We start from the raw sequence: 14,937 nt of genomic DNA, 5'->3' as shown, positions 1-14,937 counted from the left end.
CTCCGGTCCGCGTGCGGCCGGGGGAGACCGCACGGCGCGTGACGGGGAGCGCAAGCCCTGGTCGAAGGACGACGGTGGAGCGGCCGGTCGGCCGCAGCGCGATGGGGAGCGCAAGCCCTGGTCTCGTGATGGCGGCGGTCCGGCTCGTCCCGCTCGTGACGGTGAGCGGAAGCCCTGGTCGAAGGACGGTGGTGGGCAGTCCCGCCCGCAGCGCGATGGGGAGCGCAAGCCCTGGTCCAAGGACGGCGGCGGGGCCGGCGGTCCGGCTCGTCCCGCTCGTGATGGTGAGCGGAAGCCCTGGTCCAAGGACGGCGGTGGAGCTTCCCCTCGGCCGCAGCGCGATGGGGAGCGCAAGCCCTGGTCGCGTGATGGCGGGTCGGGTTCGCCGCGGCCTGCCAGGGACGGGGAGCGGAAGCCGTGGTCGAAGGACGGCGGTCGGGATTCCGGTGGCCGTGATGCCGGACGCGGTGGTGCTCGACCGCCGCGCGACGGTGACAAGCTCTGGACGCGCGGCGGACGACCCGCGAGGAACGACCGCGATGCCCCTCGCTACGAGGAGGCCTTGACGGAGGAGCAGCTGCGCGCGCGTGAGCTGCGCTCCGTGCGTCCGCGCCACGAGGACCCCGAGATCCCCGAGGACGTGAAGCCGGGCGATCTCGACCGCATCGCGCGCAACGAGCTGAAGACGCTGAGCAAGGACAACGCCGAGGGCGTCGCGCAGCACCTGGTGATGGCGGCGCGGCTCATCGAGGAGGATCCGGAGCTCGCGCACCGGCACGCCACCTCGGCTGCTCGCCGTGCCGGTCGCATCGCGGTGGTCCGGGAGTCGCTGGCCATCACGGCGTACGCCGTCGGCGACTATGCGCTCGCGCTGCGCGAGCTGCGGACCTACCGGCGCATCTCCGGCAAGGACGACCAGCTCGCCCTCATGGTCGACAGCGAGCGCGGGCAGGGACGCCCGGACAAGGCCTTGGAGCTCGGGCGCTCGGTCCCGAAGGAGACGCTGCCGGCGGCGGAGCAGGTCGCGCTCGCGATCGCGATGTCCGGGGCGCGCCTCGACCTCGGCCAGACGGAGGCGGCTCTCGACGAGCTGTCGATCGCGCAGCTGAACCGGGACGTGGCGTACTCGTACAGCGCGGACCTCTTCCACGCCTACGCGGAGGTGCTCGAGGAGCTGGGTCGCTCGGCGGAGGCGGACGCCTGGCGTCAGCGCGCCGACGCGGCCGAGGCGGCGTTCGCGGATCCGGACGAGGGCTGGGACGACATGGTCGAGGTCGTCGAGGAGGAGCTCGAGGTCGAGGACGGTGGGCACGAGCCGTCCGAGGACGACGGATCCGGCGACGCGATCCCTGCGAGCGCGAGCGCCGTGGAGTCCGACGAGGCTGCCGATGCCACAGTCGACGCCTCGGAGGACCCCGTCGAGGCAGCTGAGCCGAGCCCGCCGAGCGAGGAGGGCGACAGCGAGGACATCGCGGTCGACGTCGACGACGAGTTGGAGGTCGATGGCGATGCAGGCGACGAGTCGCCTGCCGCGGACGCCGAGGACGACAGGCCGCGGGCCGACGACGCCGGGGAGGCGGACCGCGATGTTCGCTAGGGCGTCGAAGGGCAGTGCGCCGCTCGACGGCGTGGACGTGATCCTCGCGGACCTCGACGGCGTCGTGTACGCGGGACCCGACAGCATCCCGCACGCGGTCGACGCGCTGAACCGCGCCGCCGGCGACGGGATCCGGCTCGGCTACATCACGAACAACGCCTCGCGCACCGACGCCTCGGTGGCCGAGCACCTGAGCTCGCTCGGGCTCACGGTGGCGCCCGAGGACGTCGTCACGTCGCCGCAGGCCGCGCTGCGGCTCCTCGCGGACCGGGTGCCCGCCGGATCCACCGTGCTCGTCGTCGGCGGCGATGGCCTCGTGCACGAGCTCGAGAAGGCCGGCTACGTGGTGACGCGCTCCACGGAGGACCAGCCGGCTGCGGTCGTGCAGGGCTTCTCGCCGGAGGTGGGCTGGGCCCAGCTGGCGGAGGCCGCGTTCGCGCTGGCCGACCCGGACGTGGTGTGGGTCGCGACCAACACCGACTGGACCATCCCCGTCGCGCGGGGCATCGCGCCCGGCAACGGCACGCTCGTCTCGGCCGTGCACACGGCGGTCGGTCGGCTGCCCGTGGTCGCGGGCAAGCCGGAGACGCCGATCTTCGACGTGGCGCGCGAGCGCTTCGGCGCCCAGCGGCCCGTGTTCCTCGGCGATCGTCTCGACACCGACATCCTCGGGGCGACGCGCGCCGGGATGGCGTCGGTCCACGTGCTCACCGGGATCGACCGGGCGAAGCAGCTCCTCGCGGCCGAGGAGGACCAGCGGCCGACGTTCATCCTCGAGCACCTCGGGCAGCTGCACGAGCCGTACCCCGAGACGCGGTTCTCGCAGGAGGGCCGGGTGGCGACGGTCGGCAAGTCGTCCGTGCGCATCGCGGGCGACCGCGTCGAGGTCGTCAAGGACGGCGGATCCACCATCGACACGCTCCGCGCCGCGTGCGCCGTGATCTGGAACTCGGGCCGGCCGATCTACGGGCTCGATGTGCAGGAGTCCCTCTACGTCGCCGCCGGTGCCGCCGGCGCGGGCCGGGCGTAGCGTGACGGCGTGAGCGACGACCCGGACGACAGCGCTCGAGCGGGATCCGCACCGGGGTCGGACTCCGACGACGGCCGCGACGTGGCCGAGGAGCTCGTCTCCCGGCTGCAGCTCATCGAGGAGCAGCCGCTCGGCGACCGCGCGGCCGCGTTCGCGCTGCTGCACGACGAGCTGCGCGCGCGGCTCGAGGGCGGCGACGGGGCCGCGACGCGTGGCTGACCCCGGCGACGGATCCGCGCCCGCGCCAGCAGCCGACCCGGTCCCGGGCGAGTCGCTCGGCGGCGACCTGCGGCTCGACGCCGCCCTGCCCGCGCTCGGCCTCGCGCGTTCGCGCACCCACGCCGCCCGGCTCATCGCCGACGGGCTCGTCACGGTGGACGGGCGCGGTGTCGTCAAGGCGTCGTTCCGGGTGATGCCCGGATCCGTCGTCCAGGTCGCCGGCACCGACGCCTATGTCAGCCGCGGCGCCCACAAGCTCATCGGCGCGCTCGACGCCTTCCCCGGGGTCGCGGTCGACGGGCGGCTGGCGCTCGACGTCGGCGCGTCCACGGGCGGGTTCACGCAGGTGCTGCTCGAGCGGGGCGCGCGTCGCGTCGTGGCGCTCGATGTGGGGCACGGGCAGCTGGATCCGCTCATCCGGGAGGATCCGCGCGTCGACGTCGTCGAGGGGTTCAACGTGCGCGACCTGACGCCCGAGTCGCTGGCCGGCGTGACGCCCGAGGATCTCGCGGGGGAGCGGCCCGGGCTCGTCGTCGGCGACCTCTCCTTCATCTCGCTCGGACTCGTGCTGCCCGCCATCGCGCGCACCGCCGCGGACGGCGCCGACATCGTGCTGCTGATCAAGCCGCAGTTCGAGGTGGGCCGCACGGGGATCCGCGAGGGCATCGTGCACGACCCGGGGCTCCGCGACGACGCCGTCATGCGCGTCCTCTGGGCCGCGTGGGACCTCGGCCTCGGCACGGCCGGCCTCGTCTCCTCCCCGATCGTCGGCGGGGCCGGGAACCACGAGTACCTCGCCTGGTTCAGCGGTCGCGCGGGGAGCAATCCGACACAATGGAGATCGACGTCGAACGAGATCACAGGAGCGTGAGCGAAGTGGCTGGACCCGCGAGGCACATCCTGGTCGTGTCCCACACGGGACGGCGCGACTCCATCGACGCGGCGCTCAGCGTGTGCGCGCAGCTGGCCGAGGCCGACGTGCACCTCGTGCTCACGGCCGACGAGAAGGCCGACATCCTGCCCTTCGCGCCCGAGATGGACGGCGTCGCCGTGCTGGGGGAGGACGTGCAGACGGCCGACCTCGAGATCGTCATCGTCCTGGGCGGCGACGGCACGATCCTCCGCTCGGCCGAGATCGTGCGCGGCACCTCCGTGCCGCTCCTCGGCGTGAACCTCGGGCACGTCGGCTTCCTCGCCGAGAGCGAGCGGGAGGACCTCACGGCCACCGTGCGCCGCGTGCTCGACCGCGACTACACGGTCGAGGAGCGCATGACGCTCGACGTCACGCTCAAGGTCGGGGCCGACATCGTCTACCGCACGTGGGCGCTCAACGAGGCGACCGTGGAGAAGGCAAGCCGCGAGCGCATGCTCGAGGTGGTGGTCGAGATCGACGGGCGGCCGCTCGCGTCGTACGGGTGCGACGGCATGGTCGTCTCGACGCCCACGGGATCCACGGCGTACGCGTTCTCGGCGGGCGGCCCCATCGTGTGGCCGAGCCTCGAGGCGATGCTCGTGGTGCCGCTCAGCCCGCACACCCTGTTCGCCCGCTCGCTCGTCGTGGGACCGGAGTCCACGGTCGCCGTCGAGGTGCTGAGCCGCACGTCCGGATCCGGCGTCCTCTGGTGCGACGGCCGACGCACCCGAGACATGCCGCCCGGCGCGCGCGTCGAGGCCCGCCGCTCCGCCATCCCCGTGCGCCTCGCGCGCCTCAAGCAGTCGCCGTTCACCGACCGCCTCGTCAACAAGTTCGAGCTGCCGGTCACCGGCTGGAGGGGGCCGATCGACCGTGATTGAGGAGATCACCATCCGCGACCTCGGGGTGATCGGCCAGGCCACGCTGCCGCTCGGGCCCGGCTTCACGGCCGTCACCGGCGAGACCGGCGCGGGCAAGACCATGGTCGTCACCGCCCTCGGCCTGCTGCTCGGCGCGCGCGCAGACTCGGGCGCCGTGCGGCAGGGGAGCGAGCGCGCGGTCGTCGAGGGGCGCTGGATCATCGCGGCCGACGGGCCCGTGCCCGAGCGCGTGCGCGACGCGGGGGGAGACGTCGACCCGTTCGGCGACGGCACGCGCGGCGAGCTCATCGTCACGCGCCAGCTCTCGTCCGAGGGCCGCAGCCGCGCGTCGGTCGGGGGCCGCGGGGCTCCGGCGGCGCTGCTCACGGAGATCGGCGAGCAGCTCGTGGTGGTGCACGGCCAGTCCGACCAGATGCGCCTGCGGTCGTCCAGCGCCCAGCGGCAGGCGCTCGACCGGTTCGCCGGATCCGCGCTCGCGCCCGTGCTCGCCGAGTACCAGGAGGTGTTCCGTCGCTGGCAGGCGGCGCGGGCCGAGCTCGACCGCCTCGTCACGGAGCAGGACGCCCGCACGCGCGAGGCCGAGGAGCTGCGCATCGCGATCGACGCGATCGAGGCCGTGGCACCGCAGCCGGGTGAGGACGAGGAGCTGCGCGAGCGCATCGACCGGCTCACCAACCTCGAGGACCTGCGGGCGGCCGCATCCGCCGCCCACGAGCTCATGTCGTCCGAGGACGTGTCAGGGGAGATGGCCGACGCCGCGTCGGTGCTCGACACCGCCCATCGCCGCCTCGACCGGGTGGTGGCGCACGACCCGGGCCTCGCCGAGATCATCGAGTCGCTGGACAGCGCGCGGATCCTCGTGTCGGAGATCGCCGTGCAGCTCTCGGGCTACCTCGCGGGGCTCGACGCCGACGGCGCGCGGGAGCTCGAGACCCTGCAGGATCGCCGCGCCGAGCTCGCGGTCCTCACGCGTGCGCACGGTCCGACGGTGGAGGACGCGCTCGCCTTCCTCGACACCGGCAGCGCCCGCCTGCTCGAGCTCGACGGCGACACCGACCGGATCGACCTGCTGCGCGTCGAGGTGGAGCGCGACGAGCAGCTCGTCGGCGAGCTGGCCGCGCGCGTCACCGCCGTCCGCGAGGAGGCCGGCGCGCGGCTCGCCGCGGCCGTGACGACCGAGCTCGGCGCGCTCGCCATGGCCGACGCGTCGCTCGAGGTGCGGGTGTCGCCGCGGGAGGAGCCCGCGCTGTCGGGCGCCGACCGGGTCGAGATCCTGCTGCGCCCGCACGCGGGAGCCGAGGCGCGTCCGCTCGGGCGGGGCGCGTCCGGCGGCGAGCTGTCGCGCGTGATGCTCGCCATCGAGGTCGTGGTGGCCGGCGACGACCCCGTGCCCACCTTCGTGTTCGACGAGGTCGACGCGGGCGTCGGCGGTGCGGCGGCGATCGAGATCGGACGGCGGCTGGCCCGGCTGGCGGAGCGCGCGCAGGTCATCGTCGTCACCCACCTCGCGCAGGTCGCGGCCTTCTCGACCAACCACCTGCGCGTCGTCAAGGGCGGCGACGGCCAGGTCACCGCGTCGAGCGTCACGCAGCTCGAGGGCGACGCGCGGATCCAGGAGATGGCGCGCCTCCTCTCCGGCCTCCCCGACAGTGAGAGCGGCCTGGCGCACGCGCGCGAGCTCGTGGAGACGGCGGCGTCCCTGCGCTGAGCGGACGACCGGCGGCAGCCTCGCGCGGCGTGGCTGTCGCGCAGCCCCGGAACACACGTAGGATGGAAGCCCGTGGCGGACATCAATTCAGCGGACACGGACCCGAGCTCGACGGACAGCATCACCAGCACGACAGGCACGGCGAAGACGACCAGGCACATCTTCGTGACCGGTGGCGTCGTCTCCTCGCTCGGCAAGGGCCTCACGGCGGCCAGCCTGGGCAACCTCCTCACGGCGCGCGGCGTGCGCGTCGTCATGCAGAAGCTCGATCCCTACCTCAACGTGGATCCGGGCACCATGAACCCCTTCCAGCACGGCGAGGTCTTCGTGACCGACGACGGCGCGGAGACCGACCTCGACATCGGGCACTACGAGCGCTTCCTCGACATCGAGCTGGACCAGGCGGCCAACGTGACCACCGGCCAGATCTACTCCGAGGTCATCGCCAAGGAGCGCCGCGGCGAGTACCTCGGCGACACCGTGCAGGTCATCCCGCACATCACCGACGAGATCAAGCGCCGCATGCGCCTGCAGTCCTCGGACGAGCCGCAGCCCGACGTGATCATCACCGAGATCGGCGGCACGGTCGGCGACATCGAGAGCCAGCCGTTCATCGAGGCCGCGCGCCAGGTGCGCCACGAGCTCGGCCGCAACAACGTCTTCTTCGTGCACGTCTCGCTCGTGCCGTACATGGGGGCGTCGGGCGAGCAGAAGACCAAGCCCACGCAGCACTCCGTGGCGGCGCTGCGCTCCATCGGGATCCAGCCGGACGCGCTCGTGCTCCGCAGCGACCGGCCCGTCTCGGACTCGAACAAGAAGAAGATCGCGCTCATGTGCGACGTCGACGAGCAGGCCGTCGTGAACGCGGTCGACGTGCCGAGCATCTACGACATCCCCGAGATGCTGCACGGGCAGGGCCTGGACAGCTACATCATCGACCACCTCGGGCTGCCGGCCGCGGACGCCGTCGACTGGTCCGGCTGGAGCGACCTGCTCGACGCCGTGCACGACCCGAAGCACGAGGTCACCGTCGGTCTCGTCGGCAAGTACATCGACCTGCCGGACGCGTACCTCTCGGTCACCGAGGCGCTGCGGGCCGGCGGGTTCGCCCACTCGGCGCGCGTGAAGCTGCGCTGGGTCGCCTCCGACGAGTGCGAGACGCCCGAGGGCGCGGCGAAGAAGCTGGGCGACCTGGACGCGCTGTGCGTGCCGGGCGGGTTCGGCATCCGCGGCATCGAGGGCAAGCTCGGCGCGCTCAAGTTCGCGCGCGACAACATGATCCCCGTGCTCGGCCTCTGCCTCGGCCTGCAGTGCATGGTCATCGAGTACGCCCGCAACGAGGCCGGACTCACCGGCGCCTCCTCCAGCGAGTTCGACCCCGAGAGCGAGTTCCCGGTCGTCGCGACGATGGCGGAGCAGGTCGACATCATCGCGGGCGGCGACCTGGGCGGCACCATGCGCCTCGGCCTCTACGAGGCGGCGCTCGCGCCCGGGTCCCTCGCGGCCGAGCTGTACGGCGCGCCCGTCTCGCACGAGCGCCACCGCCACCGCTACGAGGTCAACAACCAGTACCGCGACCGGATCCAGGACGCCGGCCTCGTGTTCTCGGGCACCTCGCCCGACGGCACGCTCGTCGAGTACGTGGAGCTGCCGCGCGAGGTGCACCCGTTCTACATCGGCACGCAGGCGCACCCGGAGCTGCGGTCGCGCCCGAACCGCGCCCACCCGCTGTTCGCGGGCCTCATCCGCGCCGCGCTCGACCGCCAGGCCGCCAGCACGCTGTTCGTCGAGGACGACGCCGAGGCGGTCGCGTGACCGACGCCGTCGCGGGCGCGCCGGCTGACGGCCTGCACGACGACGCCGTCTCGTACGACGTCACGTCGAGCGAGCGGGTCTTCCAGGGCAAGATCTGGGACATCCGCCGTGAGACCTTCGCGTACGGCGACGGTGAGATCACGCGCGAGTTCGTCGACCACACGGGCGCCGTCGCGGTGCTCGCGATCGACGACGAGGACCGCGTGCTCCTCATCAAGCAGTACCGGCACCCCGTGCGCATGCGCGAGTGGGAGATCCCGGCGGGCCTCCTCGACATCACGGGCGAGCCGCCGCTCACGGCCGTGCAGCGCGAGCTCACGGAGGAGGCCGACCTGGTCGCCGCCGAGTGGAGCGTGCTGGCCGAGTACTACACGACGCCCGGCGGCAGCGACGAGGCTATCCGCGTCTACCTCGCGCGCGGTCTGACCCCCGCGGCGGAGGCGTTCGCGCGCACCGACGAGGAGGCCGACATCGAGGTGCGCTGGGTCGACCTCGACGAGGTCGTCACGGCGGTGCTCGAGCGGCGGATCCAGAACCCGTCGACCGTGATCGCGGTGCTGCAGGCGCACGTCGCCCGCTCGCGCGGCTGGTCGACGCTGGGACCGGCCGACGCGCCGTGGCCGCGCCACCCGAAGCTGCGCGACGGCGACGGCGGGGGCTCGTCCGCCTCGTGACCGACGCGGCCGAGGGATCCGGGGGAGCGGCGCCCGACGCCGCCCCCGAGGTCCCGGTCGCGCTGCGGCGCGCCGTCGACCGCTGGCTCCGGCACGTCGAGGTGGAGCGCGGCCTGTCCCAGAACACCCTCCAGGCGTACCGCCGCGACCTCGCGCGCTACACGGCGCACCTCGCAGCCGAGGGCGTCGCGGATCCGGCCTGCGCCAGCGCCGCGCACATCGCCGCCTTCGCGCAGCGCGTCCGCGACCCCGAGCACGGCGGCCTCACGGCGTCGTCGCTCGCGCGCATGCTGTCGAGCGTCCGTAGCTTCCACCGCTTCCTCGTGGAGGAGGGCATCGTCGAGGTCGACGTGTCCGCCGACCAGCGGCCGCCCAAGCTGCCGAGCCGTCTGCCGAAGGCGGTCTCCATCGAGACCATGGGCCGGATCCTCGACGCCACCGACGGCGACGAGCCGCTCCGCGTGCGCGACAAGGCCCTGCTCGAGCTGCTGTACGCGACGGGCGCGCGCGTCAGCGAGATCACGGCGCTCACGGTCGACGACGTGCTCGGCCCCGACGGCGCCGCGGCCGAGCTGGTGCGCGTGCTCGGCAAGGGCGGCAAGCAGCGGATCGTGCCCGTCGGGTCCTTCGCGCGCCGCGCCGTCGACGCGTACCTCGTGCGCGTCCGCCCGATCCTCGCCGCGCGCGGATCCGCCACCCCGGCCCTGTTCCTCGGCCTCCGCGGACACGCGCTGTCGCGGCAGAACGCGTGGCTCGTGATCAAGGCGGCCGCCGAGCGCGCCGGCGTCGCGGAGGAGATCTCGCCGCACACGTTCCGGCACTCGTTCGCGACGCACCTCATCGCCGGCGGCGCGGACGTGCGCGTGGTGCAGGAGCTGCTCGGCCACTCGTCGGTCGCGACCACGCAGATCTACACGCGCGTCACCGTCGACACCCTCCGCGACGTCTACACGACCGCGCACCCGCGTGCCCGCCGGGCGTGAGCGACCCTCCCCGGTAGACTTCCAGGATCCGGCGGGACCGCGTCGGAGGAGCGGCAGAGAGAGATCCACGTGACGCGCAAGCCAGATGTGACCGAGCTCCCGGGAATGGACGTCCCCGTGCTCGGACCCACCGGTCGGGAGCTGCGCGAGTTCGCCGAGCCCGAGCCGCTCCAGGGCCACGGACCGGCCAAGATCATCTCCCTCTGCAACCAGAAGGGCGGCGTCGGCAAGACGACGACCGCCATCAACCTCGGCGCATCGCTCGCGAGCTACGGCCGCCGCGTGCTCGCCGTCGACTTCGATCCGCAGGGCGCGCTGTCCGCGGGCCTCGGCGTGCAGACGCACGACGCGATCACCATCTACGACCTGCTGCTCGGCACCGTGAAGGACCCGCGCGAGGCCATCCAGACCACGGGCTTCGAGGGCCTCGACGTGATCCCCGCGAACATCGACCTGTCGGCCGCGGAGGTGCACCTCGTCAACGAGGTCGCGCGCGAGCAGATCCTCGCCAGCGTGCTGCGCAAGGTGAGCGCCGACTACGACGTCATCCTCATCGACTGCCAGCCGTCGCTCGGCCTGCTCACCGTCAACGCGCTCACCGCGAGCCACGGCGTGCTGATCCCGCTCGAGTGCGAGTTCTTCGCCCTCCGCGGCGTCGCGCTGCTGGTGGAGACGATCGAGAAGGTCAAGGACCGGCTGAACCCGGGGCTCGCGCTCGACGGGATCCTCGCGACCATGTACGACTCGCGCACGCTGCACTCGCGCGAGGTGCTGCAGCGCGTGGTCGAGGCGTTCGACGACAGCGTGCTCGAGACCGTGATCGGCCGGACCGTGAAGTTCCCGGACGCGTCGGTGGCGGGCAAGCCCATCATCCAGTTCGCGCCCGAGCACCCGGCCGCGCTCGCGTACCGCAAGGTGGCGCGGGAGCTCATCGCGCGTGGCGCCGTCGCGTAGGGGCGCACCCCTGGCGGAGCCGGAGCTCGCCGTCGACGCGGACGCCGCCGCGCTCCGGACGGATCCCGAGCGCGCCTTCCGGGTCAGCATCGGCAACTTCGAGGGACCGTTCGACCTGCTGCTCTCGCTCATCGGCAGCCACGAGATGGACATCACCGAGGTGAGCCTCAGCCTCGTGACGAACGAGTTCATCGCGCACATCCGCGGGCTCGACGGGCCGGAGGACCTCGACGAGGCCAGCTCCTTCCTCGTGGTCGCCGCGACGCTGCTCGACCTCAAGCTCGTCGGCCTCCTGCCGCAGGGCGAGCTCGTGGACGCCGAGGACGTGGCGCTGCTCGAGGCCCGCGACCTGCTGTTCGCGCGGCTGCTGCAGTACCGCGCGTTCAAGCAGGCGGCGTCGTGGTTCCAGGAGCGGCTGGCCGCCGAGTCCGGCCGCGCGTTCCGCGACGTGCCGCTCGAGGAGCGGTTCCGCGCGCAGGTGCCCGAGCTGGTCTGGACCACGTCGCCGGCAGACCTCGCGGCCATCGCCCTGCTCGCGCTCGCGCCGCGCGAGATCCCGACCGTGGGGCTCGACCACCTGCACGCGCCGCTCGTGAGCATCCGCGAGCACGCGGCCGTCGTGGTCGCGCGACTGCGGGGCGGGGCGCCGGTGACGTTCCGGGAGCTCGTCGCGGACGCCGGGGTCACGGGCGTCGTGATCGCGCGGTTCCTCGCGGTGCTCGAGCTGTACCGCGTCGCCGCGATCGAGTTCGACCAGCCGGAGGCGCTCGGCGAGCTCACGCTGACGTGGACCGCCGAGAGCTGGACCGACGACGCGCTCGCGAGCCTGGGGGCCGGATATGACAGCTGAGCCCCTGGATCCCGATGGCGGCACGGTCGTCGAACCCGCCGACACCCCGCTCGACCTCGACCGCGCGCTCGAGGCGCTGCTCATGGTCGCCGACGAGCCGCAGAGCGTGACGACCCTCGCGACCGCGACCTCGACGCCCGTGAAGGAGGTGCGCCGCGCGATCCAGCGGCTCGTCGACGACTTCGACGGGAAGACCGGGGGAGTGCGCCGCGGCTTCGAGCTGCGTGAGGTCGGCGGCGGCTGGCGCGTGTACGTGCGGCCCGAGTACGACACCGTGATCCGCGACCACGTGCTCACGCAGAACCCCACGCGCCTCTCGCAGGCGGCCCTCGAGACGCTCGCGGTGATCGCCTACAAGCAGCCGATCAGCCGCAGCCAGGTCGCCGCGATCCGCGCCGTGAACGTCGACTCGGTGGTGCGGACGCTGCTCGCGCGGGGCCTCGTGACCGAGGCCTTCACCGACGGCGAGACCGGCGCGATCCATTACGGTACGACAGACCACCTGCTCACGCAGCTCGGCATCAACTCGCTCGACGAGCTCCCCCCGATCTCCCCGTTGCTCCCCGACGGGGCGGAAGGCTTCCATGACCCCCTCCTCTGACCATGCCTGGAACCCTGACGAGCCCGTCGCGGGCGTCCGCCTGCAGAAGGTGATGGCCGCCGCCGGCGTCGCCAGCCGCCGCGTCTGCGAGGACATGATCGCCGCGGGCCGCGTCACCGTGAACGGCGAGGTCGTCACCGAGCCCGGGCGCCGCATCGACCCCGACGTCGACGAGGTCGCGGTCGACGACCAGGCCGTGCAGCTCGACACCTCCAAGCGCTACCTCATGCTCAACAAGCCCGTAGGCATCTACTCCTCGCTGCGCGACGAGCGCGGCCGCCCCGATCTCCGGGAGTTCACCGAGGAGTTCGAGGAGCGCCTGTTCAACGTCGGCCGCCTCGACGCGGAGACGAGCGGCCTGCTGATCCTCACCAACGACGGCGACCTGGCGCACGTGCTCGCGCACCCGTCGTTCGGCGTGCTCAAGACGTACATCGCGAAGGTCACGGGCCGGGTCACGCCGCAGACGATCCAGCGCCTGACGCAGGGCGTGGATCTCGAGGACGGGCCGATCCAGGCGGATCGCGCGCGCATCCTCTCGGGCGGCGGCGACCAGACGCTCGTGGAGATCACGCTGCACTCCGGACGCAACCGCATCGTGCGCCGCATGCTCGACGAGGTCGGCCACCCGGTGGAGGAGCTCGTGCGCCGCCAGTTCGGGCCGCTGCACCTCGGATCCCTCGGCGTCGGCCGCGTCCGCGACCTCACCTCCGACGAGCTCGGCCAGCTCCTCACCATCTCGCGCGAGGCCCGCGCGCAGGCCGGACCCGTGACGCCGCAGGGCGCGGGCGCCGCCGCCGAGGCGCAGGGGGACGTGGACCGCGAGGACGGCGAGTGAGCGAGGCCGCGGGCGCGGCCGCCGCGACCGACACGCGCGTGCAGGGCACCGTCCGCATCGTCGGCACGGGACTCCTCGGCACGAGCATCGCGCTCGGCCTCCGCGCGCGCGGCGTCGACGTCGTGCTGGCCGACGCGTCGCCGACGACGCTCCGCCTCGCCGCGGACATGGGCGCGGGCCGCATCGCCGACATCTCGCCGGCGCCCGACCGGCCGTCGCTCGTCGTGGTCTGCGTGCCCCCGGACGTGACCGCGCGCGTGGTCGCCGCCGAGCTCGCCGCGCACCCGGAGGCGCTCGTCACCGACGTCGCGAGCGTGAAGGCCGCACCGCTCGCCGAGCTCCGCGACATGGGCGCCGACCTCTCGCGCTACCTCGGCTCCCACCCGCTCGCCGGGCGCGAGCGCGGCGGCCCCGTCTCCGCGACGGGCGACCTCTTCCTCGGCCGGCCCTGGGTCATCGCGGGCCACGACGGCATCACGTACGCCGCGGGCGCGCCCGTCGAGCAGCTGATCCTCGACCTCGGCGCCGTCCCCATCGAGATGACCGCGGAGGAGCACGACGCCTCGGTGGCGCTCGTCTCGCACGTGCCGCAGGTGGTCGCGAGCCTCCTGGCGTCGCGGCTCGCCGACGGCGACGCGGCGGCGCTCGGCCTCTCCGGGCAGGGCCTCCGCGACACCACGCGCATCGCGTCGAGCGACGCGGCGCTGTGGGTGCAGATCCTCGGCGCCAACGCCTCCCGCATCGTGCCGATCCTCCGCGCCCTGCGCTCCGACCTCGACGACGTGATCGACGCGCTCGACGACGTCGACGCGCAGGGTTCCCGGCTGCGGGTGGCCGAGCGGATCCACGCGGGCAACGCGGGCGTCGCGCGCATCCCCGGCAAGCACGGCCAGGACCGCCGCTTCGCCGCCGTCACCGTGATGATCGACGACCGCCCCGGCCAGCTGGCCGCGCTGATCGACGACGTGGGCGCCGCCGACGTCAACATCGAGGACCTGCGCCTCGAGCACTCGCAGGGCGCGCAGGTGGGTCTCGTCGAGATCGCCGTGCTGCCCGAGGCCCGCGACCGCCTGGTCGCGCGGCTCGAAGAACGGAACTGGAGGATCGCCGGATGACCGGAGACGCTGTGAACGCACCCGACCCGACCGCACCCGACCCGCTGGAGAGGGATCCCCTCGAGGACGCCCTCCTCGTGGACGCCACGCTCAACCGCACGGTCGTCGCCGTCGACGGCCCCGCCGGCAGCGGCAAGTCGAGCGTGAGCCGCGCCGCCGCACGCGCCCTCGGCTTCGACTACCAGGACACGGGCGCCGCCTACCGCGCGCTCAGCTGGTTCGCGCTGGAGAGCGGCGTCGACACCGAGGATCCCGCCACCGTCACGAGCCTCATCGAGGGCTTCGACTACGACATCGCGATCGATCCGTCCGAGACGCGCGTGAGCGTCCGCGGCACGGACGTGACCGAGGCGATCCGGGAGCCCCGCGTGTCCGCCGTCGTGAGCCGCGTGGCCCGCGTCCCCGAGGTGCGCCACTACATGGTGGAGCTGTTCCGCTCGCTCATGGCGTCGAGCGACAAGCCCGGCATCGTGGTCGAGGGCCGCGACATCACGACGGTCGTGGCGCCCGACGCCCAGGTCCGCATTCTGCTGACGGCCTCCCCGGAAGCTAGGATGAGCAGGCGTTCCGCGGAGACGTCGACCCAGTCGGCAGCCGCGGTCGGCGAATCACTCGCCTCCCGGGATCGGGCCGACTCGCAGGTCGTCGATTTCATGAACGCCGCAGATGGTGTGACCACCATCGACTCCACGGACATCGACTTCGACCAGACCGTCCAGGCGGTGGTCGATCTCGTTCACGCACGAACAGATTGAGGCG

At 73.2% G+C, this 14,937-nt stretch carries 15 protein-coding genes; all 15 read left to right on the top strand.

All coding sequences use genetic code 11. The annotated features are described in order from the left end of the window. The first annotated feature begins 562 nt into the window (after nucleotides 1-562). Complete coding sequence (locus tag NL142_RS10380; RefSeq protein ID WP_435079306.1) at nucleotides 563-1,597, top strand: tetratricopeptide repeat protein; 1,035 nt, start codon at nucleotides 563-565, stop codon at nucleotides 1,595-1,597. Further along, nucleotides 1,587-2,627 (top strand): HAD-IIA family hydrolase, encoded by a 1,041-nt coding sequence (locus tag NL142_RS10375; RefSeq protein ID WP_435079304.1) that lies wholly within the window; start codon nucleotides 1,587-1,589, stop codon nucleotides 2,625-2,627. Before NL142_RS10380 ends, NL142_RS10375 begins: the two co-directional genes overlap by 11 nt. Before the next feature lie 9 nt (nucleotides 2,628-2,636). Beyond that, nucleotides 2,637-2,846, top strand: coding sequence for a hypothetical protein (locus NL142_RS10370; RefSeq protein ID WP_194682295.1), 210 nt, complete (start codon nucleotides 2,637-2,639; stop codon nucleotides 2,844-2,846). After that, complete coding sequence (locus NL142_RS10365) at nucleotides 2,839-3,717, top strand: TlyA family RNA methyltransferase (protein WP_435079302.1); 879 nt, start codon at nucleotides 2,839-2,841, stop codon at nucleotides 3,715-3,717. Before NL142_RS10370 ends, NL142_RS10365 begins: the two co-directional genes overlap by 8 nt. Before the next feature lie 5 nt (nucleotides 3,718-3,722). After that, the gene (locus NL142_RS10360; RefSeq protein ID WP_012038672.1) at nucleotides 3,723-4,640 is read left to right on the top strand and encodes an NAD kinase; all 918 of its coding nucleotides are present in this window, start codon (nucleotides 3,723-3,725) and stop codon (nucleotides 4,638-4,640) included. Next, the gene (gene recN, locus NL142_RS10355; protein ID WP_435079299.1) at nucleotides 4,633-6,348 is read left to right on the top strand and encodes a DNA repair protein RecN; all 1,716 of its coding nucleotides are present in this window, start codon (nucleotides 4,633-4,635) and stop codon (nucleotides 6,346-6,348) included. The genes NL142_RS10360 and recN overlap by 8 nt, the downstream gene beginning before the upstream one ends. A gap of 72 nt (nucleotides 6,349-6,420) precedes the next feature. Continuing rightward, the gene (locus NL142_RS10350) at nucleotides 6,421-8,163 is read left to right on the top strand and encodes a CTP synthase (protein ID WP_435079297.1); all 1,743 of its coding nucleotides are present in this window, start codon (nucleotides 6,421-6,423) and stop codon (nucleotides 8,161-8,163) included. After that, complete coding sequence (locus tag NL142_RS10345; protein WP_435079295.1) at nucleotides 8,160-8,837, top strand: NUDIX domain-containing protein; 678 nt, start codon at nucleotides 8,160-8,162, stop codon at nucleotides 8,835-8,837. Before NL142_RS10350 ends, NL142_RS10345 begins: the two co-directional genes overlap by 4 nt. Then, nucleotides 8,834-9,820 carry a site-specific tyrosine recombinase XerD gene (xerD, locus tag NL142_RS10340; RefSeq protein WP_435079293.1) on the top strand — a complete coding sequence of 329 codons (987 nt, stop codon included), beginning with the start codon at nucleotides 8,834-8,836 and terminating at the stop codon, nucleotides 9,818-9,820. The genes NL142_RS10345 and xerD overlap by 4 nt, the downstream gene beginning before the upstream one ends. Before the next feature lie 105 nt (nucleotides 9,821-9,925). Beyond that, nucleotides 9,926-10,774 carry a ParA family protein gene (locus NL142_RS10335; protein ID WP_234424547.1) on the top strand — a complete coding sequence of 283 codons (849 nt, stop codon included), beginning with the start codon at nucleotides 9,926-9,928 and terminating at the stop codon, nucleotides 10,772-10,774. Continuing rightward, complete coding sequence (locus NL142_RS10330; protein WP_435079291.1) at nucleotides 10,758-11,624, top strand: segregation and condensation protein A; 867 nt, start codon at nucleotides 10,758-10,760, stop codon at nucleotides 11,622-11,624. Before NL142_RS10335 ends, NL142_RS10330 begins: the two co-directional genes overlap by 17 nt. After that, on the top strand, nucleotides 11,614-12,225 hold the full coding sequence (gene scpB, locus NL142_RS10325; RefSeq protein ID WP_435079289.1) for an SMC-Scp complex subunit ScpB: 612 nt from the start codon (nucleotides 11,614-11,616) through the stop codon (nucleotides 12,223-12,225). Before NL142_RS10330 ends, scpB begins: the two co-directional genes overlap by 11 nt. Next, nucleotides 12,209-13,063: a pseudouridine synthase gene (locus NL142_RS10320; RefSeq protein ID WP_435079287.1), complete on the top strand. Its 855-nt coding sequence runs from the start codon at nucleotides 12,209-12,211 to the stop codon at nucleotides 13,061-13,063. The genes scpB and NL142_RS10320 overlap by 17 nt, the downstream gene beginning before the upstream one ends. Then, nucleotides 13,060-14,178, top strand: a complete 1,119-nt coding sequence (locus tag NL142_RS10315) for a prephenate dehydrogenase (RefSeq protein ID WP_435079285.1) — start codon at nucleotides 13,060-13,062, stop codon at nucleotides 14,176-14,178. The genes NL142_RS10320 and NL142_RS10315 overlap by 4 nt, the downstream gene beginning before the upstream one ends. Next, on the top strand, nucleotides 14,175-14,933 hold the full coding sequence (gene cmk, locus NL142_RS10310; RefSeq protein WP_435079283.1) for a (d)CMP kinase: 759 nt from the start codon (nucleotides 14,175-14,177) through the stop codon (nucleotides 14,931-14,933). Before NL142_RS10315 ends, cmk begins: the two co-directional genes overlap by 4 nt. Nucleotides 14,934-14,937: the final 4 nt, after the last annotated feature.

Origin of the sequence: Clavibacter quasicaliforniensis (assembly GCF_051201715.1) — a bacterium.
GTDB classification, from domain to species: domain Bacteria; phylum Actinomycetota; class Actinomycetes; order Actinomycetales; family Microbacteriaceae; genus Clavibacter; species Clavibacter seminis.
Note: the sequence above shows the minus strand (reverse complement) of the source record. Positions and strands in the feature narration are given on the sequence as shown.

Bases quoted from the DNA above. Each gene is read 5' to 3' on its own strand.
- NL142_RS10375 (WP_435079304.1), top strand. From the start codon at position 1,587: ATGTTCGCTAGGGCGTCGAAGGGCAGTGCGCCGCTCGACGGCGTGGAC.
- NL142_RS10335 (WP_234424547.1), top strand. From the start codon at position 9,926: ATGGACGTCCCCGTGCTCGGACCCACCGGTCGGGAGCTGCGCGAGTTC.
- scpB (WP_435079289.1), top strand. From the start codon at position 11,614: ATGACAGCTGAGCCCCTGGATCCCGATGGCGGCACGGTCGTCGAACCC.
- NL142_RS10320 (WP_435079287.1), top strand. From the start codon at position 12,209: ATGACCCCCTCCTCTGACCATGCCTGGAACCCTGACGAGCCCGTCGCG.
- cmk (WP_435079283.1), top strand. From the start codon at position 14,175: ATGACCGGAGACGCTGTGAACGCACCCGACCCGACCGCACCCGACCCG.